At 70.4% G+C, this 23,730-nt stretch carries 15 protein-coding genes and 1 pseudogene; 11 read left to right on the plus strand and 5 right to left on the minus strand.

Going from position 1 to position 23,730, the window contains the following annotated elements:
* Positions 1 to 4 precede the first annotated feature (4 nt).
* The 3 genes from ligA to ACE3TE_RS08445 all read left to right on the plus strand — a co-directional run bounded on the left by ligA (position 5) and on the right by ACE3TE_RS08445 (position 3,834).
* The gene (gene ligA / locus ACE3TE_RS08435; protein WP_374604005.1) at positions 5 to 2,131 is read left to right on the plus strand and encodes an NAD-dependent DNA ligase LigA; all 2,127 of its coding nucleotides are present in this window, start codon (positions 5 to 7) and stop codon (positions 2,129 to 2,131) included.
* Between the two features lie 44 nt (positions 2,132 to 2,175).
* Complete coding sequence (epmA, locus tag ACE3TE_RS08440) at positions 2,176 to 3,144, plus strand: EF-P lysine aminoacylase EpmA (protein ID WP_374604007.1); 969 nt, start codon at positions 2,176 to 2,178, stop codon at positions 3,142 to 3,144.
* A gap of 111 nt (positions 3,145 to 3,255) precedes the next feature.
* Positions 3,256 to 3,834 (plus strand): DUF3011 domain-containing protein, encoded by a 579-nt coding sequence (locus ACE3TE_RS08445; RefSeq protein WP_374604009.1) that lies wholly within the window; start codon positions 3,256 to 3,258, stop codon positions 3,832 to 3,834.
* On the opposite strand, the gene ACE3TE_RS08450 is transcribed toward ACE3TE_RS08445, so the two are convergent.
* The gene (locus ACE3TE_RS08450; RefSeq protein WP_374604010.1) at positions 3,756 to 4,559 is read right to left on the minus strand and encodes a hypothetical protein; all 804 of its coding nucleotides are present in this window, start codon (positions 4,557 to 4,559) and stop codon (positions 3,756 to 3,758) included. The genes ACE3TE_RS08445 and ACE3TE_RS08450 overlap by 79 nt on opposite strands.
* A 75-nt stretch (positions 4,560 to 4,634) precedes the next feature.
* Here ACE3TE_RS08450 and mtnA point away from each other — a divergent pair, with 75 nt between their 5' ends.
* From mtnA to pbpC, 6 genes and pseudogenes are all read left to right on the plus strand, one after another.
* Complete coding sequence (gene mtnA / locus ACE3TE_RS08455) at positions 4,635 to 5,693, plus strand: S-methyl-5-thioribose-1-phosphate isomerase (protein WP_374604012.1); 1,059 nt, start codon at positions 4,635 to 4,637, stop codon at positions 5,691 to 5,693.
* 103 nt (positions 5,694 to 5,796) lie between these two features.
* A pseudogene (gene gyrA, locus ACE3TE_RS08460) lies at positions 5,797 to 8,331 on the plus strand (DNA gyrase subunit A); the annotation flags it as partial.
* A gap of 188 nt (positions 8,332 to 8,519) precedes the next feature.
* Positions 8,520 to 10,589, plus strand: a complete 2,070-nt coding sequence (locus tag ACE3TE_RS08465; protein ID WP_374604013.1) for a PDZ domain-containing protein — start codon at positions 8,520 to 8,522, stop codon at positions 10,587 to 10,589.
* The gene (locus ACE3TE_RS08470) at positions 10,586 to 11,365 is read left to right on the plus strand and encodes a hypothetical protein (RefSeq protein ID WP_374604014.1); all 780 of its coding nucleotides are present in this window, start codon (positions 10,586 to 10,588) and stop codon (positions 11,363 to 11,365) included. The genes ACE3TE_RS08465 and ACE3TE_RS08470 overlap by 4 nt, the downstream gene beginning before the upstream one ends.
* A 67-nt stretch (positions 11,366 to 11,432) precedes the next feature.
* The gene (locus tag ACE3TE_RS08475) at positions 11,433 to 16,334 is read left to right on the plus strand and encodes an alpha-2-macroglobulin (protein WP_374604015.1); all 4,902 of its coding nucleotides are present in this window, start codon (positions 11,433 to 11,435) and stop codon (positions 16,332 to 16,334) included.
* Positions 16,335 to 18,701, plus strand: a complete 2,367-nt coding sequence (pbpC, locus tag ACE3TE_RS08480) for a penicillin-binding protein 1C (protein WP_374604016.1) — start codon at positions 16,335 to 16,337, stop codon at positions 18,699 to 18,701. It abuts the gene before it with no gap.
* Here the strand turns inward: pbpC and ACE3TE_RS08485 are convergent.
* The gene (locus ACE3TE_RS08485; protein WP_374604018.1) at positions 18,698 to 19,183 is read right to left on the minus strand and encodes a peroxiredoxin; all 486 of its coding nucleotides are present in this window, start codon (positions 19,181 to 19,183) and stop codon (positions 18,698 to 18,700) included. The genes pbpC and ACE3TE_RS08485 overlap by 4 nt on opposite strands.
* Before the next feature lie 170 nt (positions 19,184 to 19,353).
* Between ACE3TE_RS08485 and ACE3TE_RS08490 the strand changes: the two genes are divergently transcribed.
* Both ACE3TE_RS08490 and ACE3TE_RS08495 read left to right on the plus strand, forming a co-directional pair.
* Complete coding sequence (locus ACE3TE_RS08490; RefSeq protein ID WP_374604019.1) at positions 19,354 to 19,794, plus strand: Hsp20/alpha crystallin family protein; 441 nt, start codon at positions 19,354 to 19,356, stop codon at positions 19,792 to 19,794.
* 101 nt (positions 19,795 to 19,895) lie between these two features.
* Positions 19,896 to 20,771: a DnaJ C-terminal domain-containing protein gene (locus ACE3TE_RS08495; RefSeq protein ID WP_374604021.1), complete on the plus strand. Its 876-nt coding sequence runs from the start codon at positions 19,896 to 19,898 to the stop codon at positions 20,769 to 20,771.
* A gap of 106 nt (positions 20,772 to 20,877) precedes the next feature.
* On the opposite strand, the gene pilH is transcribed toward ACE3TE_RS08495, so the two are convergent.
* The 3 genes from pilH to lpdA all read right to left on the minus strand — a co-directional run bounded on the left by pilH (position 20,878) and on the right by lpdA (position 23,729).
* Positions 20,878 to 21,246, minus strand: a complete 369-nt coding sequence (gene pilH, locus ACE3TE_RS08500; protein WP_188662457.1) for a twitching motility response regulator PilH — start codon at positions 21,244 to 21,246, stop codon at positions 20,878 to 20,880.
* Between the two features lie 62 nt (positions 21,247 to 21,308).
* Positions 21,309 to 22,301 carry an oxidoreductase gene (locus ACE3TE_RS08505; protein ID WP_374604022.1) on the minus strand — a complete coding sequence of 331 codons (993 nt, stop codon included), beginning with the start codon at positions 22,299 to 22,301 and terminating at the stop codon, positions 21,309 to 21,311.
* A gap of 3 nt (positions 22,302 to 22,304) precedes the next feature.
* Complete coding sequence (gene lpdA / locus ACE3TE_RS08510; protein ID WP_374604024.1) at positions 22,305 to 23,729, minus strand: dihydrolipoyl dehydrogenase; 1,425 nt, start codon at positions 23,727 to 23,729, stop codon at positions 22,305 to 22,307.
* Position 23,730: the final 1 nt, after the last annotated feature.

The following is a 23,730-nucleotide window of genomic DNA, read 5'->3' on the forward strand; positions in this document are numbered from 1 at the left end:
CGCCATGACCGACCCGGCAAAACGCATCGCGGCCCTGCGCCTCGCGCTCGAGGACGCCAACCACCGCTACCACGTGCTCGACGATCCGGCGATCCCGGACGCCGAGTACGACGAGATGCTGCGCGAGCTGCAGGCGCTGGAGGAAGCCAACCCCGGCCTGCGCACGCCCGATTCGCCAAGCCAGCGGGTCGGCGCCGGCATCCTGCCCGGCTTCGACACCGTCGTGCACGACGTGCCGATGCTGTCGCTCAACAACGCCTTCAGCGACGAGGAAGTACGCGAGTTCGTCGCCCGCATCGGCAAGGAGCTGGGCGAGGCCGAGCCGGCGTTTTCGGTCGAGCCCAAGCTCGACGGCCTGGCGATCAGCCTGCGCTACGAGCACGGCCACTTCGTGCGCGGCGCCACCCGCGGCGACGGCGCGACGGGCGAGGACGTCACCCAGAACCTGCGCACCATCCGCGCCATCCCGCTGAAGCTGCGCGGCGCCCAGGCGCCGGCGCTGCTGGAGGTGCGCGGCGAGGTCTACATGCCGCGCGCCGGCTTCGAGGCCTACAACGCGCGCATGCGCGAGACCGGCGGCAAGGTGCTGGCGAACCCGCGCAACGGCGCGGCAGGCTCGCTGCGCCAGCTCGATCCGAAGCTTGCGGCCGCGCGGCCGCTGTCCTTTTATGCCTACGGGCTTGGCGCCACCGGCGACTGGCCGGTGCCCGAACGCCATTCCGAACTGCTGCAGGCGCTGCGGGGCTTCGGATTCCCGGTCTCGCCGCAGGTTTCGGTGGCGCGCGGCGCCGACGGCCTGCTGGCGTATTACGCAAGCATCGGCGCGCAGCGCGACCAGTTGCCCTACGACATCGATGGCGTGGTCTACAAACTCGACCGTCAGGACCAGCAGAAAGCCATGGGCTTCGTCTCGCGGGCGCCGCGCTGGGCGATCGCGCACAAGTTCCCGGCCCAGGAACAGAGCACGACGGTCGAGGCGATCGAGGTCCAGATTGGCCGTACCGGCGCGCTGACGCCGGTGGCGCGGCTGGCGCCGGTGCAGGTCGCGGGCGTCACCGTCACCAATGCCACGCTGCACAATGCCGACCAGATCGCGCGGCTGGACGTGCGCGAGGGCGACACCGTCATCGTGCGCCGCGCCGGCGACGTGATCCCGGAAGTGGTGCGCGTGGTCGAAGTCCGGCGCCCGCTGGACGGGCAGGGCAGGCCGCTGCATGCGCCCTGGCAGTTCCCGGCGGCGTGCCCGGCCTGCGGTTCCCACATCGAAGCGGTGCGCAAGGTGCTGCGCCAGACCAAGGCCGGCGTCGAATACGCCGAGGGCGCGACGCTCATCTGCACCGGCGGCCTGGTCTGCCCGGCGCAGCGCAAGCAGGCGCTGGTGCACTTTGCGTCGCGCAAGGCCATGGACATTGACGGCCTGGGCGAGCGCTTCATCGAGGCGCTGGTGGATTTCGGCTACGTGCGCACGGTCGCCGACCTGTATGCACTGGGCCTGGGCGATTTCCTGGAGATGAAGCGCCGCGCCGACGAGCGCGACGGCACCATTCCGGAAACCGTGAAGGCCGGCAAGATCGCCACGCGCTGGGCGGAAAACCTGGTGGAGGCGATCGCCGCCAGCAAGGCCACGACGCTCGAGCGGCTTCTGTTCGCGCTGGGCATCCGCGATGTCGGCGAATCGACCGCGCGCACGCTGGCACGCTGGTTCGGGGCGCTCGATCCGATCATGTCGGCGGCGCTGGACAGCCTGGTCGAGATCCCGGACATCGGGCCGGTCGTGGCCGAACGCATCGCCGGCTTCTTCGCCGAACCGCATAACCTTGAGGTGATCGCCGCCCTGCGCGCCGCCGGCGTCACCTGGCCCGAAACCGGCCCGCAGCGGGCCGCCGAAGGGCCGCTGGCCGGCCAGACGGTGGTGCTCACCGGCTCGCTGGATTCGATGAGCCGCGACGAGGCCGGCAACCGCCTGCAGGCCCTGGGCGCCAAGGTCGCCTCGAGCGTCTCGAAGAAGACCAGCTTCCTGGTGGCAGGCGAGGCGGCGGGCTCCAAGCTCGAGAAGGCCACCGCGCTCGGCATCGAGGTCTGGGACGAGGCCCGCCTGCTGGCCTTCCTGAACGAGCACGAAGGGCGGTGACCGGCATCACGTCGCGTCCGACGGCCGCGGCGTAAAGTAGCGCCATGAAAAACAGCAAGCCCACTGCCCATGCCCGGGCCCTGCGCCTGCGGGCCGACCTTTACGCGCTGATCCGGAAGTTCTTCGCCGATCGCGGCGTGCTCGAGGTCGAGACCCCGATGCTGTCGATGGCCGGCAACACCGACCCGAACATCGAGAGTTTCCGGCTCGAATTCACCGGCCCGCGTTCGGCCGGCGCGAGCAGCCGCTGGCTGCGGACCTCGCCGGAATTCCCGCTCAAGCGCCTGCTGGCCGCCGGTATCGGCGACTGCTACGAACTGGGCCGTGTGTTTCGCAACGGCGAAGCCGGCGTGCGCCACAACCCCGAGTTCACCATGCTCGAGTGGTACCGCGTCGGCTGGGACCACCACCGGCTGATGGACGAAACCGCGGAGCTGCTCAAGGCTGCGCTTGCGCTGGCCGGACGCCGGGCAACCGTGCGCGACACCAGCTTCCGCCAGCTTTACCTGGACAAGTTCGGCTTCGACCCGATGACGGCGCCGGAAGAGGAACTGCGCTCGCCGCTGGGCGTTTACGACATCGATCCGGCCGGCCTGACCCGCGACGACTGGCTGGACCTGCTGATGACCCACCTCATCCAGCCCTCGATCCCGGCCAGCCGCATCCTGCTGGTCTACGACTATCCGGTCAGCCAGTGCGCGCTGGCCCGCATCCGCCCCGGCAAGCCGGCCGTCGCCGAACGTTTCGAGGCCTACCTGGGGCCGCTGGAAGTGGCCAACGGTTACCACGAGCTCAACGAGGCCGACGAACAGCGCGCCCGCTTCGAACTCGACCTGGCCCGCAGGCGCGCCCGCAACGCGGCCGAACCGGCCATCGACGAACGGCTGCTTGCCGCGCTGCCCCGGCTGCCCGACTGCGCCGGGGTCGCGCTCGGCGTCGATCGCCTGCTGATGGCCCTGCTGGGCACCGAGAAGATCGCCGACGTGCTGGCTTTCCCGTTCGAGCGGGCATGAACGTTTTCTGAGCGCGCACGCGCGTTTAGCGCCGGATTGACCGGCGATTCAGTCCCTCCTGCCTACATTGGGGACCGTCGGCGCCCGGTCCGGCGTGACGGAGGACATCCCATGACCCGATTCTTCATTCCCCTCGTGCTTGCGGCCGTGGCGCTGCCCGGCCTGTCCCAGGCCCGCGACCGCTACGACGACTACCGCTACGACGGCTATCGCGGCGGCGCGCAGGTGCTGCGCTGCGAGTCGATCAAACAGCGCGACCGCTACTGCCCCGTCGATACCCGCGGCGGCGTGCGCATCGTCCGCCAGGAATCGCGGGCCGATTGCGTGCTCGGCCGCACCTGGGGTTATGACCGTGGCGGCATCTGGGTGACCCGAGGCTGCCGTGGCCATTTCGAGGTCGGTGGCCGTGCGTTCGCGCAGGGTCGCTACGATGAGCGCCACGGCGCGCGCTACCGGGGTCGCGGCAACCAGGGCTACGGCTACGGCTATCGTGAGGCGCAGCCGCGCCTGCTGCGCTGCGAGTCTCATGACAACCGCCCGAACTTCTGCCGCGTTCCCGGCGGCCTGCGCGAGGCCAACGTCGAGCGTCGCCTGAGCGACGCCGGCTGCACCTACGGCCGCTCCTGGGGCTTCCGCCGCGACGGCGTCTGGGTCGACCGCGGCTGTCGCGCCGACTTCGTCGTCTTCTGAGGCCTGTCGGCGGCTTTCGAAGGCGCCCGCTTTCGAGCGGGCGCCTTTTTGCTGGTCGTCTTCCGGGTGCCGGCGCCAACGGCCATGCGCGGCAGGGCCAGGCCGGTCAGCTGGCGGCCCAGCGTCGTCGCCAGCTTCAGCGGTGGCATAGCCAGCGACAGCGCCTCGGCGCTCCAGGACCTGAGCGTGGACGGCGCCATGTTCAGGGCGCTGGCCAGGGGCTTGGGCAGCCAGTCGGCGCCCGCCTTGCGCAGGCGGCAGACGCTGTCGGCGTAACGCCCGGCCGCCCAGGTTTCGGCGACCGCGTGCACGGTGGCGGTGACCAGCGGCTCGAGCGGCGTGTAGCGCATCAGCGGCGCGCTCAGGGCGTCGGGCAGCCAGCCGCGCAGCAGGCTGCGCAGGCTCTCGCGCGTTGCCAGCGGGCTGAGCACCGCCTGCGTCTGCGCCACCGCGAGCACGCCTTCGACTTCCCAGGCAGCAGGCTTGAGCCGGTACCGGCGATAGATTTCCTCGACCATCGCGCGCTGGGTCGCCTGCGCCGACTCGCGGCTGCCAACGAAACGAAGGCCCGCGGGCAGCAGCGGCCTCAGCAGGGGCAGGCGGTCCAGCACCACCTGCATCGCCGCGCCTGCGCCGGCGCGGACGCAGGCGCCGTGCAGCAGGGTTTCGATGCCCGAATCGGGAAGCGCGGTGCCGGCGGTCCGGCGGCTGGGTCGGCTGGCCATGGCGGCAGGATAGCGCGGTGGCGCGCCGGCGTGCCTTGGTAAACTGCGCGTTCTTTACTCCTCACGGCAGCCGCCATGGATTTCGACCGCTACGACCGCATCCGCCCGATCCGCTGGATGGGTGACCACCTGGCGCTGCTCGACCAGCGCAAGCTGCCTTTCGTGGTCGAGGACGTGGCCTGCGCCGACAGCGACGCGGTGGCGGCCGCCATCCGCGACCTGGTCGTGCGCGGGGCGCCGGCAATCGGCATTTCCGCGGCCTGGGGCGCCGTGCTGGCCGGTCGGTCCGTCGAAGCCGGCAACGGTGCCGAAGCCCTGGACAAGCTGGGCCCGGCGCTGGACCGGCTGCAGGCCGCCCGGCCGACCGCGGTGAACCTGATGTGGGCGCTGGCGCGCGTGCGCCGGGCGCTGCGCGTCGCCGGCGACAACTGGCGCGAGGTGCTGGAATGCGAAGCGCGCGCGATCGAGGCCGAGGACCTGGCCGCGAACCGCCACATGGGCGCGCTGGGCGCCGCGCTGATCGAACCGGGCAGCGGCGTGCTGACCCACTGCAACACCGGCTCGCTGGCGACGGCGGGTTTCGGCACCGCGCTGGGCGTCATCCGCGCCGGCGTCGCCGAAGGCCGCATCGCGAAGGTTTTCGCCAGCGAGACCCGGCCCTGGCTTCAGGGCGCGCGCCTGACGGTCTGGGAGCTGCTGCAGGACGGCATTCCCGCCACCCTGGTCGGCGATGGCGCCGTCGCCCACCTGATCAGGGGCGGGCAGGTGCAGTGGGTGATCGTCGGCGCCGACCGCATCTGCGCGAACGGCGACGTGGCCAACAAGATCGGCACCTACTCGCACGCGATCGTCGCCCGCCACCACGGCGCCCGCCTGATGGTGGTGGCGCCGTCGTCCACCGTGGACATGGAAACGGCGTCGGGCGAGGACATCGAGATCGAGATGCGCGACCCGGCGGAACTGCTGTCGGTGGGCGGCACCCGCATGGTCGCCGAGGGCGTGCAGGCCTGGAATCCGGTGTTCGACGTCACCCCGGCCGGCCTGGTCGATGCCATCGTCACCGAGCGCGGCGTGGTGCACCAGCCTGACGCCAGCCGCATGGCGGCCATGTTCGGGGCCGGATCAACGGTCTAAGTGCTTGTTTTTGGCCGTCTAAACCGCTCCGCCAAAGAGCGGTTTCTGGTATGATTCCGGGCTACTGAAACGCCTGCCCACAGGCTCTGGAACGGAATCACGAATGGCAGATCTCGCGAAGGAAATCATCCCGGTCAACCTCGAAGACGAGATGCGCAGGAGCTACCTCGATTACGCCATGAGCGTCATCGTCGGCCGCGCCCTCCCGGATGTCCGCGACGGCCTCAAGCCGGTGCACCGCCGCGTCCTGTTCGCGATGAACGAACTCGGTGCCCACAGCAACAAGCCCTATTACAAGTCGGCGCGAATCGTCGGCGACGTGATCGGTAAATACCACCCGCACGGCGACCAGTCGGTGTACGACACCCTGGTGCGCATGGCGCAGCCGTTCTCGCTGCGCTACCTGCTGGTGGACGGGCAGGGCAACTTCGGCTCGGTGGACGGCGACTCCGCCGCCGCCATGCGTTACACCGAGGCGCGCATGTCGCGGCTCACCCACGAGCTGATGGCCGACATCGACAAGGAAACCGTCGACTTCCAGCCCAACTACGATGAAAAGGAACTCGAGCCGACGGTCATGCCGGCGCGGTTCCCGAACCTGCTGGTCAACGGCTCGGCCGGCATCGCGGTCGGCATGGCCACCAACATCCCGCCGCACAACCTCGGCGAGGTCATCGACGCCGTCATCGCGCTGATCGAAGACCCGGAAGCCAGCATCTCCGACCTGATGCAGTACGTGCCGGGCCCCGACTTCCCGACCGCCGGCATCATCAACGGCGCCGCCGGCATCCACGCTGCGTACCACACCGGCCGCGGCCGCGTGCGCATCCGCGCCAGGGCCGAGGTCGAAGTCAACGAAGACAACGGCCGCGAAGCCATCGTCGTCACCGAAATCCCCTACCAGGTCAACAAGGCCCGCCTGATCGAGAAGATCGCCGAGCTGGTGAAGGAAAAGAAGATCGAGGGCATCTCGGAGCTGCGCGACGAGTCCGACAAGGACGGCATGCGCATCTACATCGAGGTCAAGCGCGGCGAATCGGCCGAGGTGGTGCTCAACAACCTGTACCTGCAGACGCCGATGGAATCGGTGTTCGGCATCAACATGGTGGCCCTGGTCGACGGCCGGCCGCAGATCCTCAACCTCAAGCAGATGCTCGAGGCCTTCGTGCGCCACCGCCGCGAAGTGGTCACCCGCCGCACCATCTTCGAACTGCGCAAGGCCCGCGCCCGCGCCCACATCCTCGAAGGCCTGACGGTCGCTCTGGCCAACATCGACGAGATGATCGAACTGATCAAGACCTCGGAGAACCCGGCCGTCGCCAAGGAGCGCATGCTCGCGCGCACCTGGCCGCCCGGCCTGGTCGGCGCGCTGCTGGCCGCGGCCGGCGCCGACGCCTCGCGTCCCGAAGACCTGCCCGAAGGCGTCGGCATGCAGGCCGGCGGTTACCAGCTCACCGAAACCCAGGCCCAGCAGATCCTCGAGATGCGCCTGCACCGCCTGACCGGGCTGGAGCAGGAAAAGCTGACCGAGGAATACAAGCAGCTGCTCGAGGCCATCCGCGCGCTGATCGAGATCCTCGAGAACCCGGAGCGCCTGCTGCAGGTGATCCGCGACGAACTGCAGTCGCTGCGCGCCGAATACGCCGACGACCGCCGCACCGAGATCCGCCCGAGCGAGGAAGACCTGGACGTGCTCGACCTGATCGCGTCCGAGGACGTGGTGGTCACGCTGTCGCACACCGGTTACGCCAAGCGCCAGCCGCTCACCACCTACCGCGCCCAGAAGCGCGGCGGCAAGGGCCGCTCGGCCACGGCGATGAAGGAAGAGGATTTCATCGACCGCCTGTGGGTGGTCAATACGCACGACACCCTGCTGACCTTCACCAGCACCGGCCGGGTCTTCTGGCTCAAGGTCTACCAGCTGCCCGACGCCGGCCCGAACGCCCGCGGCCGCCCGATCATCAACTGGATCCCGCTGCAGGAAGGCGAGAAGGTGCAGGCGGTGCTGCCGGTGCGCGAGTTCGACGAGCAGCGCTACGTCTTCTTCGCGACCCGCGACGGCACGGTCAAGAAGACCCCGCTCTCCGACTACTCCCGTCCGCGTTCCACCGGCATCTGGGCCATCAACCTCGACGAGGGCGACGGCCTGGTGGACGTGCAGCTCACCGACGGCGAGTGCAACGTGATGCTGTTCGCCAGCAACGGCAAGGTCGTGCGCTTCGACGAAGGCGAGGTCCGGCCGATGGGCCGCACCGCCACCGGCGTGCGCGGCATGCGCCTGAAGGACGACGGCGAAGGCCAGGCCGCCAAGGTCGTCAGCATGATCGTGATCGATGGCGAGGGCGACGTGCTCACCGCCAGCGAAAACGGCTACGGCAAGCGCACCCCGGTGTCGGAGTTCCCGCGCAAGGGCCGCGGCACCCAGGGCGTGATCGCCATGCAGGTGTCCGAGCGCAATGGCGCGCTGGTCGGCGCGATCCAGCTGACCGAAAAGCACGAGATCCTGCTGATCTCCGACCAGGGCACCCTGGTGCGCACCCGCGCCTCGGAAGTCAGCCAGGTCGGCCGCAACACCCAGGGCGTCACCCTGATGCGCGTGGGCAAGGACGAGAAGCTGATCGCGGTCGAACGCGTGGACGTGCTTGAAGTCGATGCGGAAGGCGAAGGCGAGGGCGGTGGCGAGGTGGATGCCGGTCCGGCCGTGGATGCCGCGCCGGAAGGCGAACAGCCCGGCGCCTGATGCCGCCGGCGCCCCGTGAAAGGCCAGGCCGCGCGGAACCTTCCGCGCGGCCTGTACCCTAAGCCCGGAATCCCATGGAGCGTCCGATGACCCCGACCCGTTCCGCCGCGGCCCTGCTGGCCGCCTGCCTCGTCTTCCTGCCGGGCGTGGCCCTGGCCGATCCGGCTGCCTCGCCTTCGGTCGTCGCCGCCGATGCCCGAACGATCGCCGCGGCGCGGGACAAGGTGCTGCCGGTGGTGGTGAGCATCCTGACCGTGCGCGAGGACTTCAACCAGGGCGAGCCGGTGCTCACCGTCTCGTCCGGCAGCGGCACGGTCGTCACGCCCGAGGGCCATGTCGCCACCAATGCCCACGTCACCCAGAACGGTCGCAGCTTCCGCGTCGTGTTCGCCGACGGCCGCGAGCTGCCGGCGCGCCTGGTCGGCACCGACACGCTCTCGGACCTGGCCGTGCTGAAGGTGCAGCCGCCGAAGCCCGAAACCTTCGCTCACGCCCGGTTCGCCGACACGCTGGAGCTGTCGCCGGGCGATACCGTGCTGGCGATGGGCGCGCCCTGGGGCCTGTCCAATTCGATGAGCGCCGGCGTCGTGAACAACCCGCGCCGCCTGCTGGTCTCGCTGTTCGACGACGAAGCCGACTACGAAGACCGCCTCGGCGCCGATGAACCCACCGGTCGCTACTACGCCTGGATCCAGCACGACGCCGCCATCGCCCCGGGCAACTCCGGCGGACCGCTGGTGGACCTTTCCGGCCGCATCGTCGGCGTCAACACCCGCGGCATGATCTTCGGCGGCGACCTGGCGTTCGCGATCCCCGGCCCCGATGCCCGTGACGTCGTGAACGCGCTGGTGGAGCGCGGCGAGATCAAACGCTCGCACCTGGGCTTCCGCCTGCGCTCGCTCAAGGGCACGGGTGAAACCCGGGGCGTGCTGGTGAATTCGGTCGAACGCGGCTCGGCCGCGCAGAAAGCCGGCCTGCGCGCCGGCGATCGCATCGTTTCGGTCGACGGCGTGCCGGTGGATGCCCCGCAGCCGGTGGACGTGCCCGCCCTGCAGCGCCGCATCGCCGAACTGCCGATCGGCGCCGACGTCCGCCTGGGCATCGCCCAGGGCGGAAAAAGCCGCGAGCTCACCCTCACCACCCGCGCCCAGCCCGAGGATCGCGGCAAGGAGCAGGCCTTCGCGCCCTTCGGCGTGTCCCTGGCCGAGCTGACCGCCGCGATGGGCCGGCGCCGCAACCTCGAGGGCGAGACCGGGCTGCTGGTCACCGGCCTGCGACCGGGTGGCCCGGCGGCCATCGCCCGTCCGGCGCTGGCCGAAGGCGACCTGCTGCTGAGCGTAGACGGCAAACCGGTGCCGGACCTGGCGGCGCTTGAGGCGGTGGCTGGCGCGCCGCCGTCGCAGGCGCGTCCGCTGGTGCTCGAATACCGCCGGGGCGCGGAACGGCGCATCGCCCTGCTGGTTCCCAAGCACGGCGACCAGGTGCGCGTGCCGCTGCCGGAACTCGACAAGGCCTGGTCCGGCGTCGAGGTCCAGCCCATCACCACGTCGCTGGCGCGCGAACTGGGCCTGCCGGGCCCGGGGTTCCGCATCACCCGCGTTTACCCCGGCAGCCCGCTGGGCGAGGCCGGCGCCCGCATTGGCGACCTGCTGACCGCGATCGACGGCGTTTCCCTGCGCGCGGCCAACGAAACCTCCGACCTGCCGTTCCACCAGCGCGTGCGCGACCTCGCGGTGGGCCAGGAAGTGACCATGCAGGCCCGCCGCGGCGACCGCGACCTGGCGTTGAAAGTGGCGCTGCGCGCCGCCCCGGCCAATACCTCCGCGCTGCGTACCCTGGCCCTGACGCGCCTGCGCGCGCAGACCCGGGAACTGGGCTTCTTCGACCGCGCCGCCCGCGACCTGCCCGCCAGCCAGAAGGGCGTGGTGGTCGATGGCGTCGAAGCCGGCGGTCCGGCCGGCCTGGCGCACCTGCAGCGCGGCGACGTCATCGTCCGCCTCGGCGACCAGGCCGTGGTGGACCTGGCGAGCCTGCAGTCGGCGCTCGATGCCGCGCTGGCGGGCGGCGACGGCCAGGTGATCCCCGTGCAGGTGCTGCGCGGCGCCGAAACGCGCATCCTCTACCTCGAACGCTACTGGCTCACGGAGACGCCATGACCCTCGTCCGCCTGCTTGCCCTCGCCCTGCTGCTGGCTTCCCTGCCGGTCGCGGCCGCGACCACCGCCGAGGACTTCGACGACTACCGCGACGTCTTCAGCATGCTCGGCGAACGGCATGCCGATGCCGTGGTCACGGTGAAGTTCGTGATGTCGGTGACCAACTCCGGCAACGAACAGCGCGTCGAAGACCGCACCCAGGCGGTGCTGGTCAGCGCCGACGGCCTGCTGCTGGTGCCCGAGCGCACGATCAGCCTGGATTTCTCCAGCTTCCAGGAGGGCGGGGAGGGCGCGCCGGTGGCCAAGTCCAGCGATTTCCGCGTGCGCCTGGCCGGCAGCGACGAGTGGCGGCCGGCCGACCTGGTGACCCGCGACAGCGCGCTCGGCCTGGCCTGGCTGCGGCTGCGCGACCCGGACGGCGCGCTGCCTTTCGTCGACCTTTCCCGCGGCGCGCCGGCGAAGCCCGGCATGGTGTTTTTCTCGGTGCTGCGTACCTCGGATGAATACGGCGGCGTCGCCGTGTTCCGGCCGGGGCTGGTGCTCGGCGAGACCCAGACCCCGACCTTCCGCCTGCTGGTGGACGGCGTGCCGGGCCTGGCGTTTTCGCACGAGGGCCTGCCGATGGGTTACGTGGACGTGGATCTCGCGCAGATGATGCGTTCGCGCAATACCGGCATCGGCATGGACATGGCCGACATGGTGCTGCGCATGATCCCGGTGGAGAAGGTCGCCGCCGCGACCGCGCAGGCCGCGAAACTGCCGATCGCCGGCGAATAAGCCGCGCACCGGCCTTGGCCGGTGCCGGGCCGGCCTATACTGCCCGGGTCCCCCCGGGAGCCAGGCCATGTCGTTCCAGAGCGTGTTCCGCCGCGTCGCGGTAGTTCTTTTGGTCGCCGCCACGGTCGCGCTGGCCGCTGCCTGCCAGCGCGATGCCGGCCAGGTGCCGGAACTGCAGGGCGGCGCGCCGGTGGATACCCGCGCCGGCAGCGACGGATTCGCGCTTGAAGGCGCCGGCCACGGCCAGCACGACGGGGCCACGGCGATCGAACTTCGCTTCACCCGCGCGCTCGCTGCCGGCCAGGCCTTCGACGAACGCATCGCGGTGACCGGGCCCGGTGGCGAGGTGGTCAAGGGCAGCTGGGTGCTCGACGACACGGCGACCGTGCTGCGCTTCCCCTACGTCGAGGCCAGCCGGAAATACCGCGTGCGCCTGCGTGGCGAGCTGGCCGCCGCCGACGGCAGCACGCTGGGCGCCGACGTCGAGCGCGAGCTCGACACCGCCCCGGTGGAGCCGGCGGTGGGTTTCGCCTCGCAGGGCAGCGTGCTGCCCGCGCGTGATACCCGCGGCCTGCCGGTGGTGTCGGTAAACGTTCCCGAGGTGGACGTCGAGTTCCTGCGCGTGCGCGAAGCCGAGCTTGCGAACTTCTTCGTCAGCTACCAGCGCGGCGGCCGTCGCGGCGGCTGGGACCTGTCCGAAAGCCGCTGGCAGGACCGCGTCGCGATCACCCGGGTCGCCGAGCCGGTGTACCTCAACCGCTTCGTGCTGGCCGGCGCGCCGAACGAGCGCCGGGTGTCCTACCTGCCGGTGCAGAACATCGCCGAACTGCAGCAGCCCGGCGTGTACTTCGCGCTGATGCGCCGGGTCGGCGGCTACGACGAGGAGTACGAGACGGCGATCTTTTTCGTCAGCGACCTGGGCCTGCACCTGCGTGCCTACGGCGAGGAAGTCTTCGTGCACGCCGCTTCGCTCAAGTCCGGCGATCCGGCCGGCGACGTGCAGCTGCAGGTGCTCGGGCGGGACGGCAGCGTGGTCGTGGCCGCGCAGACCAATGCGGCCGGCAATGCGCGCGTGGCCTATGGCCTCGATGCCAGCCACGTGCTGGTGGCGCGCAGCGGCAACGACGTGTCGGTGCTGCCGTTCAACCAGCCGGCGCTGGATCTTTCCGAATTCGCGGTCGCCGGGCGGAGCCAGGCCTGGTTCGACGTCTTCGCCTGGTCGGGGCGCGACCTGTACCGGCCCGGCGAAACGCTGCGCATTTCCGCGCTGATGCGCGACCACGACGGCAAGGCGGTCAAGCCGCAGCCGCTGTTCCTGTCGCTGCGCCAGCCCGACGGCAAGCTGTATCTGGAAACCCGGCTGCCGCCGGGCGAGGGCGGATATTACGAATGGCAGCAGGCCCTGCCGCCGGAGGCGCCGACCGGCCGCTGGCGGGTGGAATTCCGCACCGAGCCCGGCGCGAAGGACGTGGTGCAGGGCCTGGCGCTGCGCATCGAAGAATTCCTGCCGGAACGCATGAAGCTGGCGCTGGATGCGCCGGAAAACCTTGCCCCCGGCCAGCCGCTGGCGCTGGCCGTGGATGCGGACTACCTGTACGGCGCGCCCGCGGCCGGCAATCGTTTCACCGCAAGACTGTCGCTGTCGCCGGCGCTGCATCCGGTGGAGTCGCTGCCGGACCACCATTTCGGCGACCCCGGCCTGGCGATGCCGCGGGAACCGCGCGACGTCATCGACGCCCGACTCGATGCGGACGGCGAGCTCGCCCAGGACATCACGCTGCCGGAGGAAGTGGCCAGACCCGCGGGCCCCGTGTCAGTGCTGGTCTCGGGCAGTGTCTACGAAAGCGGCGGCCGCCCGGTCACGCGCACCCTGGCGCGCAGCCTCTGGCCGGCGCCGGTGCTGGTGGGCGTGCGGCCCCTGTTCGACCCCAAGGAAGGCGCGCCCGCGAACGGCAACGCCGGCTTCGAGATCCTGCGCAGCAACGCCGCCGGCGGACTGGCCGACGGCGCGCTGGAAGTGAGCCTGGTGCGCGAGCACCGCGACTACCACTGGCGCCGCGACGACAGCGGCTGGGCCTTCGACTTCACCGCCCGCCACGAAACCGTGGAAACCCGCGAGCTGGCCGCGCGCGCCGGGGGCGGCAGCCGCATCGATTTCCCGGTGGAGTGGGGCGAATACCGGCTGGAAGTTCGCGATCCGGCCACCGGCCTGGTGACGCGGCTGCCCTTCGTGGCCGGCTGGAGCTGGGACAACCAGAACCGTGGCCTCGACGCCCGCCCGGACAAGGTCAAGCTGGCACTCGACAAGACTCACTACCGCGCCGGCGACCGCCTGGCGGTCACGGTGACGCCGCCGCATCCCGGCCCCGGCCTGCTGCTGGTGGAATCGGACCAGCTGCTGCACGTGCAGCCGCTCGAGGCCAAACCCGGCGCGACCTACGAACTGGAGGTCACCGAGGACTGGGAGCGCCACGACGTGTACATCACCGCCCTGGTGTTCCGCGGCGGATCGGCGCTGGACAAGGTGACGCCCGCGCGCGCGGTCGGCGTTGCGCACGTGCCGATGGACCGGAAGGCGCGTCGTGTCGAGGTCAGCATCGAGGCGCCGGCCCAGGCCGAGCCCGAGGCCGGGCTGCCGGTGACGGTGGCCGCGCCGGCGCTGGCCGGGCAGACCGCCTGGGCGACGATTTCGGCGGTGGACCTGGGCATCATCAACATCACCCGGTTCCCGGTGCCCGACGCGGGCGCGCATTTTTTCGCGCAGCGTCGCCTTGGCGTCGAGGCCCACGACCTCTACGGACGCGTGATCGAAAGTTTCGAAGGCGAGGCCGCGCGCCTGCGCTTCGGCGGCGACATGGCGCTGCTGGCCCTGCCGCAGGCGCGGCGCCCGACGGCGCGGGTCAAGACGGTGGACCTGTTCGCCGGACCGGTGAAGCTCGATGCGCAGGGTCGCGCGGCGGTGACGCTGCCGGTGCCGGACTTCAACGGCACGCTGCGGATCTCGGCGCTGGTTTTCGCCGACGACCGTTACGGGCAGGCCAGCACGGAAAGCGTGCTGCGCGCGCCGGTGCTGGCCGAACTGAGTGCGCCGCGCGTGCTGGCACCCGGCGACCGCAGCACCGTCACGATCGACCTGCAGAACTTCACCGGCAAGGCGGGTGAATTCACCGTCAGCCTGGACACCGACGGACCGCTGGCGGTCGCCGGCGGGCAGCGCAAGGTGTCGCTGGCGCCCGAAGCACGCGAGACGCTGGGCTTCGCACTGTCGGCGACCGAAGGCGTGGGCGTCGGCCTGCTGAAACTCAAGGTCACCGGCGGCGGCCACGCCGTTAACCGCGAATTCGACCTGCCGGTGCGGCCGGCCTGGGGTTCGGTGGCGCGTTCGCGCGCGCAATCGGTGGCACCGGGCGACACGCTGGCCCTGGACGCCAGCCTGGCCGAGGGGCTGATGCCGGCCACCGTGTCGGCGCGGCTAACGCTGGCCGCGCAGCCGCCAGTGCCGTTCGCGCAGGCGCTGCGCGAGCTGCTCGACTATCCCTACGGCTGCGCCGAACAGACGCTCAGCCGCGGCCACGCCGCGCTGCTGCTCGACCAAGACACCGCCGCGGGCCTGGGCCTGGCCGGGTTGGCCGCCGACGAACGCCGTCGCCGCCTCGAGGCCAGCATCAGCCGCCTCGCGGCGCTGCAGGCCGACAGCGGCCACTTCTCGATGTGGGGCGGCAGCGACACCTCGCCGATCCTGACGCCGGCGATCGCGGAGTTCCTGCTGGCCGCACGCGACGCAGGTTTCGCCGTGCCCGAGGCGATGCTGCAGAAGACCCTGGAACGGCTCAACGAGGACCTGCTGTCCGGCGGCCTGCCGTTCTACGCCTACGACCAGTCGGATCACCTGCGTTTCGCCTACCAGGCCCAGGCTGGCCTGGTGCTGGCCAGCCTCAACCGGGCGCCGCTCGGCACGCTGCGCGCGCTTTACGACAACCAGCGCGACAAGGCGCTGACCGGCCTGCCGCTGGTGCAGCTGGGCCTGGCGCTGTCGCTGCAGGGCGACATCGCCCGCGGTGACGCGGCGATCCGCGAAGGCCTGGCCAAGGCCTCGCAGCGGCCTCGCTGGCTGGGCGACTACGGCAGCGAGGTGAGCGACCAGGCCCTGGTGCTGGCGCTGCTGCGCGAACACGAGCGCGACGCCGACGGCCAGGACCAGCGCCTGCTGGCCCTGTCCCGCGACCTGCAGACGCGTGGCAGCGGCAGCCCGGCCTGGTACAGCACGCGCGAACAGATCGCGCTGGCGCGGCTGGGACGACAGCTGGCGCTCGACGGCGAACGCACGTTCTCGGGCACGCTCGTGGCCGGCGGCGAGAGTAGCGAACTCGCGCCGGACCGTATGCACGTGCGCAGCTTCGATCACGCCGGACTGGTGGCCGGCGTGCGGTTCACGCCGGCGTCGGAAGAAGCGGTGTTCAGCATCCTCGACGTTACCGGCATCCCGCGTCGCCCGCCGGCCTTCGACGACAGCGCGATCAGCGTCGTGCGCAGCTGGCACAACCCCGACGGCAGCCCGTGGAAGCCCGGATCGCTGCGCGAAGGCCAGGTCCTGGTGGCGGCGCTGCGCATCGAGGCCCGCGAGGCCATGCCCGACGCGCTGGTGGTCGACCGCCTGGCCGCGGGCCTGGAGATCGAGAACCTCAACCTCAGCGACCCGGAGCAGTGGAGCGGGGTGAAGATCAACGGCATCACCCTGTCCGAGCGCGGTTTCGCGGCGGAGCTGGCGCACGAGGAGTATCGGGACGATCGCTACGTGGCCGCGATCAAGCTGTATCCCGGACAGCCGGCGCACCTGTTCTACCTGGTGAGGGCGGTGACGCCAGGCACCTATGCGCTGCCGCCGCCGCAGGCCGAGGACATGTACCGTCCGGAGCTGCGTGGCACCGGTCGCGCCAGCCCGGCCACGGTGACCGTCGGAACGCCCTGAGTGGGCAGTTCCGGCAACCGGCAGGCCGGCGGCGGGCACCGTCCCGGCCGCTGGCTGCTGCTTGCGCTCGCGCTGTGGCTGGGCGCCTGGGCGGTGCTCGACCGCGTAGTCCCGCCCCGGCTGCCCGTCGCCGGTGGCGCCACGGTGGTGCTGGCCGCCGATGGTTCCCCGCTGCGCGCCTTTCCCGACCGCGAAGGCACCTGGCGCTATCCGGTGACGCCGGACGAGGTGTCGCCGTATTACCTGCAGGCCCTGCTGGCCTACGAGGACCGCTGGTACCGCCACCACGGCGGCGTCAATCCGCTGGCGCTGGCGCGGGCCGCATGGCAGCGCCTGCGCCATGGCCGGGTGGTGTCGGGCGGTTCGACCCTGAGCATGCAGGTCGCGCGCATCATCGAACCGCATCCGCGCACGGTCGGCGGCAAGCTGCGGCAGGCGCTGCGGGCGCTGCAGCTCGAGTGGCGGCTGGACAAGGACCAGATCCTGGCGCTCTACCTCAACCACGCGCCCTTCGGCGGCACGGTGGAAGGCGTCGAGGCCGCCAGCTGGGCCTACCTGGGCAAGTCTTCGCGGGAGCTCTCGCGCGCCGAGGCCGCTTTGCTGGCCGTGCTGCCGCAGGCGCCCAGCCGGCTGCGGCCCGACCGGCACGCCGACGCGGCCCGGCGGGCGCGCGACAAGGTGCTCGACCGGCTGGTCGCGCAGGGTGACTGGGATCGCGACGAGGTCGACGCCGCACGCATCGAGCCGGTGGTGTCGAGGCGGCTGCGGCCACCGATGCACGCGGCACTGCTGGCGCGCCGGCTGCACGCCGCGCTGCCCGGCGAAGGCCGTATCCGCAGCACGCTCGACGCCGACCTGCAGCGCAGCCTCGAGGCGAGGCTGGCCGCGTATTTCGCGCCGCTGCCCGAGCGCAGTTCGGCCGCGTTGCTGGTGGTGGAAAACGAAACCCTCGCGGCACGCGCCTACGTGGGTTCGCTTGATTTCGGCGACGCCGACCGGCTCGGTCACGTCGACATGGTGCGTGCGGTGCGCTCACCGGGGTCCACGCTCAAACCCTTCCTCTACGGCCTGGCCATCGACGACGGCCTGGTGCACTCGGAAAGCCTGCTGGTCGACGCCCCGCAGTCGTTTGGCGACTACCGGCCGGCCAATTTCGACCCGACCTTCAACGGCCCGGTGTCGGTGGCCGAGGCGCTGCGGCTGTCACTGAACGTGCCGGCGGTGGACCTGCTCGACCGGGTCGGCCCGGAGCGGTTCACCGCGCGCCTGGCCCATGGCGGCGTCGGCCTGCAGCTGCCGCGCGGCGCGAAGCCGAACCTGTCGATCATCCTCGGCGGCACCGGCACGCGGCTCGAGGAACTCGTCGGCGCCTATGCCGCGCTCAACCGCGAGGGCCTGGCCGGCGAGGTGCGCTACACCGCGGACGCGCCGCTGCGCGAGCGCCGCCTGCTTTCCGCGGGCGCCGCCTGGATCGTGCGCGAAATCCTTGAACAGCACGGTCGGCCCGGCCTGCGCGAAGGCGTGGTCGATGCCTCGGGCCGCCGCCGCGTGGCCTGGAAGACCGGCACCAGCTACGGCTTCCGCGATGCCTGGGCGATCGGCGGAACGACGCGCTACACCGTGGGCGTCTGGGTGGGGCGACCCGATGGCACGCCGCTTCCCGGCCAGTACGGTGCGATCACGGCGCTGCCGCTGCTGTTCGAAGTCATCGACGGCCTGCCGCGCGACCCACGCGATGGCCAGCGTCCGCCGATGCCGGCGAGCGTCGAGAAACGGGAAATCTGCTGGCCGCTGGGCCTGCCGCCGGATCCGCAGGCAACCTCGCTCTGCCACCGCCGACGCGAGGCCTGGACCCTGGCCGGGCAGCTGCCGCCGACCCTGCCCGAGCGCGAGGCGCGCACCTGGGGCGCGGGACGGCTGGCCTTCGACGTGCACGCGCACAGCGGGAAGCGGCTGTCGGTGGATTGCCTCGGCAAGCCGCCGCGCCGACGGATCGAGATCGCCCGCTGGCCCAGCCTCGCGGCCCCTTGGCTGCCGGCGGTCGAACGCCGTGCGTCCGCGATACCGCCGCTGTCGCCCGATTGCGCCCCGGACGCCCTCGATGGCCTGGAAAACCTTCGCATCGATGGCCCGGCCGAGGGCAGCCTGCTCGCTTCACCGCCAGGCAGCCAGCGTCCACCGAGCCTGCGGCTGCGGGCACTGGGCACGAGCGCGCGGGTGCAGTGGCTGGTGAACGGGCGCCTGGCCGGGGAAACCCGCGGCCAGGGCAGCTGGACGATGCGCTTCGACCAACCCGGCCCGCAGCGCGTGACCGCGCTGGCCGACACCGGCGCCTGGGCCGAACTGAACCTGCGCGTGCTCGATTAGCCCGCGGGCAGGTGTTCGAGTACGTAATCGGCCGCCGAAACCTTGAATTCACCCGGCGCTTCGACGTGCAGCTGCTTCACCACGCCGTCCTCGGCATAGAGCGCGAAACGCTTGGCGCGAAGGCCCATGCCGAATGCGGTGGCGTCGAGTTCAAGGCCCAGCGCCTGGGTGAAGGCGCCATTGCCGTCGGCCAGCATGTGCAGGTCGGCGGGCACGTCCTGGTCCTTGGCCCAGGCGCCCATCACGAAGGCGTCGTTGACCGACAGGCAGGCGACCTCGATGCCGCGCTCGCGGAACGCGGCCATGTTCTCGACGTAACCGGGCATGTGCTTGGCCGAACAGGTCGGGGTGAAGGCGCCCGGCACGGCGAACAGCACCACTTTCTTGCCGCCGAAGAGTTCGCGGGTATCGACGGCCTGGACGCCATCGCGAAGCACGTTGAGGGTGGCCTGGGGAATCTTTTCGCCGACCTGGATGGTCATGGGGGCTCCGGGAGCATGGGGAGTGGGCTGGAGGATCGTTATATCGGAAGGCCGATCGAAAGCAAATGGGGGATTAATCCCAGGCGCTGCAGGAGCCTTGAAGGCACGGTGGCCGTCCCTATCTACCGGGCATGGCGGCCGGCGCGCCGCCGCAACCACGGAGACAAACCATGAGCCTGATCCGCTATTCCGCCCACCAGCCGCGGGCCCTGCAGGACGAGATCAAGCAGGTGTTCGACAAGTTCTTCAGCGGCGAAACCGACGACGCCTCCAGCGTGGTCACCAGCCAGTGGATGCCGCGTGTGGACATCAAGGAGGAGGCCGACCGCTTCCTCATCCTGGCCGACCTGCCGGGCGTGGACCCCGGAGAGATCGAAGTGCAGATGGACAAGGGCATCCTCTCGATCAAGGGCGAACGCAAGACCGAAGCGGTGGCCGAGTCCGAACGCTATTCGCGCGTCGAGCGGGCCCACGGCGTCTTCTACCGGCGATTCGCGCTGCCCGACAGCGCCAACCCGGAAGGCGTCACCGCCACCGGCAAGCACGGCGTGCTCGAGATCGCGATTCCCAAGCGCCCCGAAACCACCCCGCGCCGCATCCAGGTCTCGTGACGCCCGGCACCCCGTAGGAGCGGCTTCAGCCGCGAAGCTCCTGCCCGCGTAAACTGCACCCGCGGCACTGTCCGCGGGTGTTTTTTCGACAAGGCCAGACCATGCAGTTCAAGGACTATTACGACACGCTCGGCGTCGAACCGACGGCCGGCGAGGCGGAGATCAAGACCGCCTATCGCCGTCTGGCGCGCAAGTACCACCCCGACGTCAGCAAGGAAGCAGGTGCCGAGGAACGCTTCAAGGCCATCAACGAGGCCTACGAAGTGCTGCGCGACAAGGAAAAGCGCGCGGCCTACGACCAGCTCAAGTCGCAGGGCTATCGCCCGGGCGAGGATTTCCGGCCCCCGCCGGATTTCGGCGCCGGCGGCTTCGGTGGCCAGGGCTTCCGCTTCGAGCAGGATTTCGGCGGTCGTGGCTTCAGCGACTTCTTCGAGTCGCTGTTCGGTGGCGGTGCCCGTCCGCGCGGCCGGCCCGAGCCGCCGGGTGATACCCGCGCCAAGCTGGCGATCCCGCTGGAGCTGGCCTACACCGGCGGCAAGCAGCGCATCGAGGTGGATGGCCGCAAGCTCGAGGTCGGCATTCCGGCCGGCATCAAACCCGGGCAGGTGATCCGCCTGGCAGGGCAGGGCCGCCGCGGCGCCGACCTCAAGCTCGAGGTGGACTACCGGCCGCACGCCGAGTTCGAGGTGGATGGGCGCAACGTGCTCTACACGCTGCCGCTGGCGCCCTGGCAGGCGGCCCTGGGCACGACCGTCAGCGTGCCCACCCTGGGCGGCACGGTGGAATTGCGCGTGCCGGCCGACTCCGACACCGGCCGCAAACTGCGCCTGCGCGGCCGCGGCCTGCCGGGTAAACCGGCGGCCGGCGACCAGATCGTCGAACTCGAGGTACGCGCGCCCAAGGCGACGACCGAGGCCCAGAAGGCGCTCTACGAACAGATGGCCGGCGCTTTCGACTTCGACCCGCGCCGGGCTTAGTTTCTGGCCACGAATGAAAAAGGGCCCCGCGGGGCCCTTCTTCTTTTCATCGGGTCGGCTGCTTTTGCCTCATCCGTGTCTATCCGTGGCAAAAACGCCGTTCTCTTCAGCCGGCCGAAAGCAGGCTGTTGATGACCTCGATCAGCTGGGCTTCGTTGAAGGGCTTGGTGATGTAAGCCTTCGCGCCCTGGCGCATGCCCCAGACCTTGTCGGTCTCCTGGTCCTTGGTGGTGACCAGCACGATCGGGATGTGGGCGGTGGTCGATTCCTTGGAAATCGCGCGGGTCGCCTGGAATCCGTTGAGGTTCGGCATGACCACGTCCATCAGGATCAGGTCGGGGACGTTGGCCTTGGCGGCTTCGACGCCGGCGGCGCCGTCTTCGGCGGTCAGGGCTTCGTGGCCCAGCTTTTCAACAATGCGCTTCATGCCCATCAGCTGGGACGGGGAATCATCGACGATCAGGATGCGTGCCATGAATGGGCCTCCAACGGGTAAGGGGATTGTATGCCGGGGGGGCGGTCAGGGTGCAACCCGGGTCAGATCCGGACGACCGTTCGTCCGAAGGATCCGCCGGCCAGCATTGTCGGGAAAACCTCGGGAAGCTCGTCCAGCGTGGCTTCCCGCGTGCAGATCGCGTCCAGGTGCGCGGGTTTCCAGGGGCCGGCCAGCTGCTCCCAGACCTTTTCGCGCTGGGGGCGCGGCGTGCCGGCCGAGGCGATGCCGAGGATCGAAACGCCGCGGATGATGAAGGGCATGACGGTGGTATGCAGCGCATGGCCGCCCGCCAGGCCGCAGGCGGCGATGTTGCCGTAGGGCGAGATCGCGCGGCTCAGGCCGGCCAGGGTATCGCCGCCGACGCTGTCGATCGCGCCGGCCCAGATCGCGGTTTCCAGCGGGCGCTGGCCCCAGTGCATGTCCCGGCGGTCGAGCACCTGCTTCGCGCCCAGGCGGGTGAGGAAGTCGAGCTGGTCGAACTTGCCGGTGATCGCATGCGCCTCGTAGCCGGCGCGGGTGAGGATGTCGATCGCCAGCATGCTGACGCCACCGGTGGCGCCGGTGACGACCACCGGGCCCATGGCCGGGGTCTGGCCGTTGGCTTCCATGCGCAGCAGCGACAGGCCGGCGGTGAATCCCGCCGTGCCCAGGATCATCGCTTCGCGCAGGCCCAGGCCCGCCGGCAGCGGGATGGTCCATTCGGCCGGCAGCCGCACGTATTCGGAATAACCGCCGTCACGGGTTTCCGACAGGCCCGAGCCGGTGCACAGCACCGGGTCGCCTTCGCGGAATCGCGGATCGGTGGACGCCACCACGTGGCCGGCGACGTCGATGCCGCCCACCAGCGGAAAGCGCCGCAGGATCTTGCCCTCGCCGGTGCCGGCCAGGGCGTCCTTGTAGTTGACGCTGGACCACTCGGCCCGGACCACCACTTCGCCCGGCGACAGGTCGTCAATGCCGACCTGTTCGATGCCCGCGCGGTGGCCGCCTTCGCCGTGGATGCGGAATGCGCGGAATTTTTCCGGCACGCCCATGGCTTAGTTGGCCTTGTGGATGGCGCGCTTGTCGACCGCCATGGCGGCGTCGTGGATGGCTTCCGAAAGGGTGGGGTGGGCGTGGCAGATGCGCGCCAGGTCCTCGGCCGAACCGTGGAATTCCATGGCCAGCACGCCTTCGTGCACCAGCTCGGAAACGTTCACGCCGACCAGGTGCATGCCCAGGATGCGGTCGGTTTCCTCGTGCGCGATCACCTTCACGAAGCCGGCGGGTTCGCCCATGGCGACCGCACGGCCGACGGCGGCGAACGGGAAGCTGCCGGTCTTGAAGGGCGTGCCCTCGTCCTTGAGCTGCTTCTCGGTCTTGCCGACCCAGGCGATTTCCGGCTCGGTGTAGATGACCCAGGGCACGGTGTCGAGGTTGACGTGGCCCGGCAGGCCGGCGATGAGCTCGGCGACCGCGATGCCTTCCTCGAAGCCCTTGTGCGCCAGCATCGGGCCGCGCACGCAGTCGCCCACGGCCCAGACGCCATCGACGCTGGTCTTGCAGTGTTCGTCCACCTCGACCTGGCCGCGATCGTTGAGCTTCACGCCGCTGTCGTCGGCCAGCAGGCCCTTGGTGGCGGCCTTGCGGCCGACGGCGACCAGCAGCTTGTCGACGACCAGGGACTGGTCGTCCTTGCCGTCGTTGTAGGTCAGGTGGACTTCGTTCTTCTTGATTTCGGCCTTGCTGACCTTGGCGCCGAGCTTGATGTCCAGGCCCTGCTTCTTGAACTCCTTGAGCGCCACCTTCGCGGCTTCCGCGTCGGCCGCGGCCAGGAAGTCGGGCATGGCCTCGAGGATGGTGACCTCGGCGCCCAGGCGCTTCCAGACGCTGCCCAGCTCCAGGCCGATGACGCCGGCACCGATGACGCCAAGGCGCTTGGGCACGGCTTCGAAATCGAGCGCGCCGACGTTGTCGACGATGTGCTTGCCGTCGAACTTCGCGAACGGCAGCTCGATCGAGTCCGAACCGGCGGCGATGATCACGTGCTTGCCGGCGAGTTCGACTTCCTTGCCGTCGTGCTGCTTCACCACGACCTTCTTGCCCGCGTGCAGGGTGCCGAAGCCGTAGTAGGCCGTGATCTTGTTGGCCTTGAACAGCTGGGCGATGCCGCCGGTGAACTGCTTGACGATCTTGTCCTTGCGGCCAACCATCGTCTTGACGTCGATCTTCGGGTCTTTGGCGGTGATGCCGTGTTCGCCGAACAGATGCTGCAGGTTGTGGAACTGCCGCGAGCTGTCGAGCAGCGCCTTGGACGGGATGCAGCCCACGCGCAGGCAGGTGCCGCCCAGCGCCGGCTTGCCGTCCTTGCCCAGCGCCGCGTCGATGCAGGCGACCTTCATGCCCAGCTGGGCGGCGCGGATGGCGGCGTGGTAGCCGGCGGGACCGGCACCGATGACGACGACGTCGAATTGTTCAGCCATG

The sequence above is a fragment of the Arenimonas sp. genome, assembly GCF_041919775.1.
Lineage (GTDB): Bacteria > Pseudomonadota > Gammaproteobacteria > Xanthomonadales > Xanthomonadaceae > Arenimonas.

Excerpts from the sequence above, each read along its gene's own strand:
- ligA (WP_374604005.1), top strand. The coding sequence starts at position 5 with ATGACCGACCCGGCAAAACGCATCGCGGCCCTGCGCCTCGCGCTCGAG.
- epmA (WP_374604007.1), top strand. The coding sequence starts at position 2,176 with ATGAAAAACAGCAAGCCCACTGCCCATGCCCGGGCCCTGCGCCTGCGG.
- ACE3TE_RS08445 (WP_374604009.1), top strand. The coding sequence starts at position 3,256 with ATGACCCGATTCTTCATTCCCCTCGTGCTTGCGGCCGTGGCGCTGCCC.
- ACE3TE_RS08450 (WP_374604010.1), bottom strand. The coding sequence starts at position 4,559 with ATGGCCAGCCGACCCAGCCGCCGGACCGCCGGCACCGCGCTTCCCGAT.
- mtnA (WP_374604012.1), top strand. The coding sequence starts at position 4,635 with ATGGATTTCGACCGCTACGACCGCATCCGCCCGATCCGCTGGATGGGT.
- ACE3TE_RS08465 (WP_374604013.1), top strand. The coding sequence starts at position 8,520 with ATGACCCCGACCCGTTCCGCCGCGGCCCTGCTGGCCGCCTGCCTCGTC.
- ACE3TE_RS08470 (WP_374604014.1), top strand. The coding sequence starts at position 10,586 with ATGACCCTCGTCCGCCTGCTTGCCCTCGCCCTGCTGCTGGCTTCCCTG.
- ACE3TE_RS08475 (WP_374604015.1), top strand. The coding sequence starts at position 11,433 with ATGTCGTTCCAGAGCGTGTTCCGCCGCGTCGCGGTAGTTCTTTTGGTC.
- ACE3TE_RS08485 (WP_374604018.1), bottom strand. The coding sequence starts at position 19,183 with ATGACCATCCAGGTCGGCGAAAAGATTCCCCAGGCCACCCTCAACGTG.
- ACE3TE_RS08490 (WP_374604019.1), top strand. The coding sequence starts at position 19,354 with ATGAGCCTGATCCGCTATTCCGCCCACCAGCCGCGGGCCCTGCAGGAC.
- ACE3TE_RS08495 (WP_374604021.1), top strand. The coding sequence starts at position 19,896 with ATGCAGTTCAAGGACTATTACGACACGCTCGGCGTCGAACCGACGGCC.
- pilH (WP_188662457.1), bottom strand. The coding sequence starts at position 21,246 with ATGGCACGCATCCTGATCGTCGATGATTCCCCGTCCCAGCTGATGGGC.
- ACE3TE_RS08505 (WP_374604022.1), bottom strand. The coding sequence starts at position 22,301 with ATGGGCGTGCCGGAAAAATTCCGCGCATTCCGCATCCACGGCGAAGGC.
- lpdA (WP_374604024.1), bottom strand. The coding sequence starts at position 23,729 with ATGGCTGAACAATTCGACGTCGTCGTCATCGGTGCCGGTCCCGCCGGC.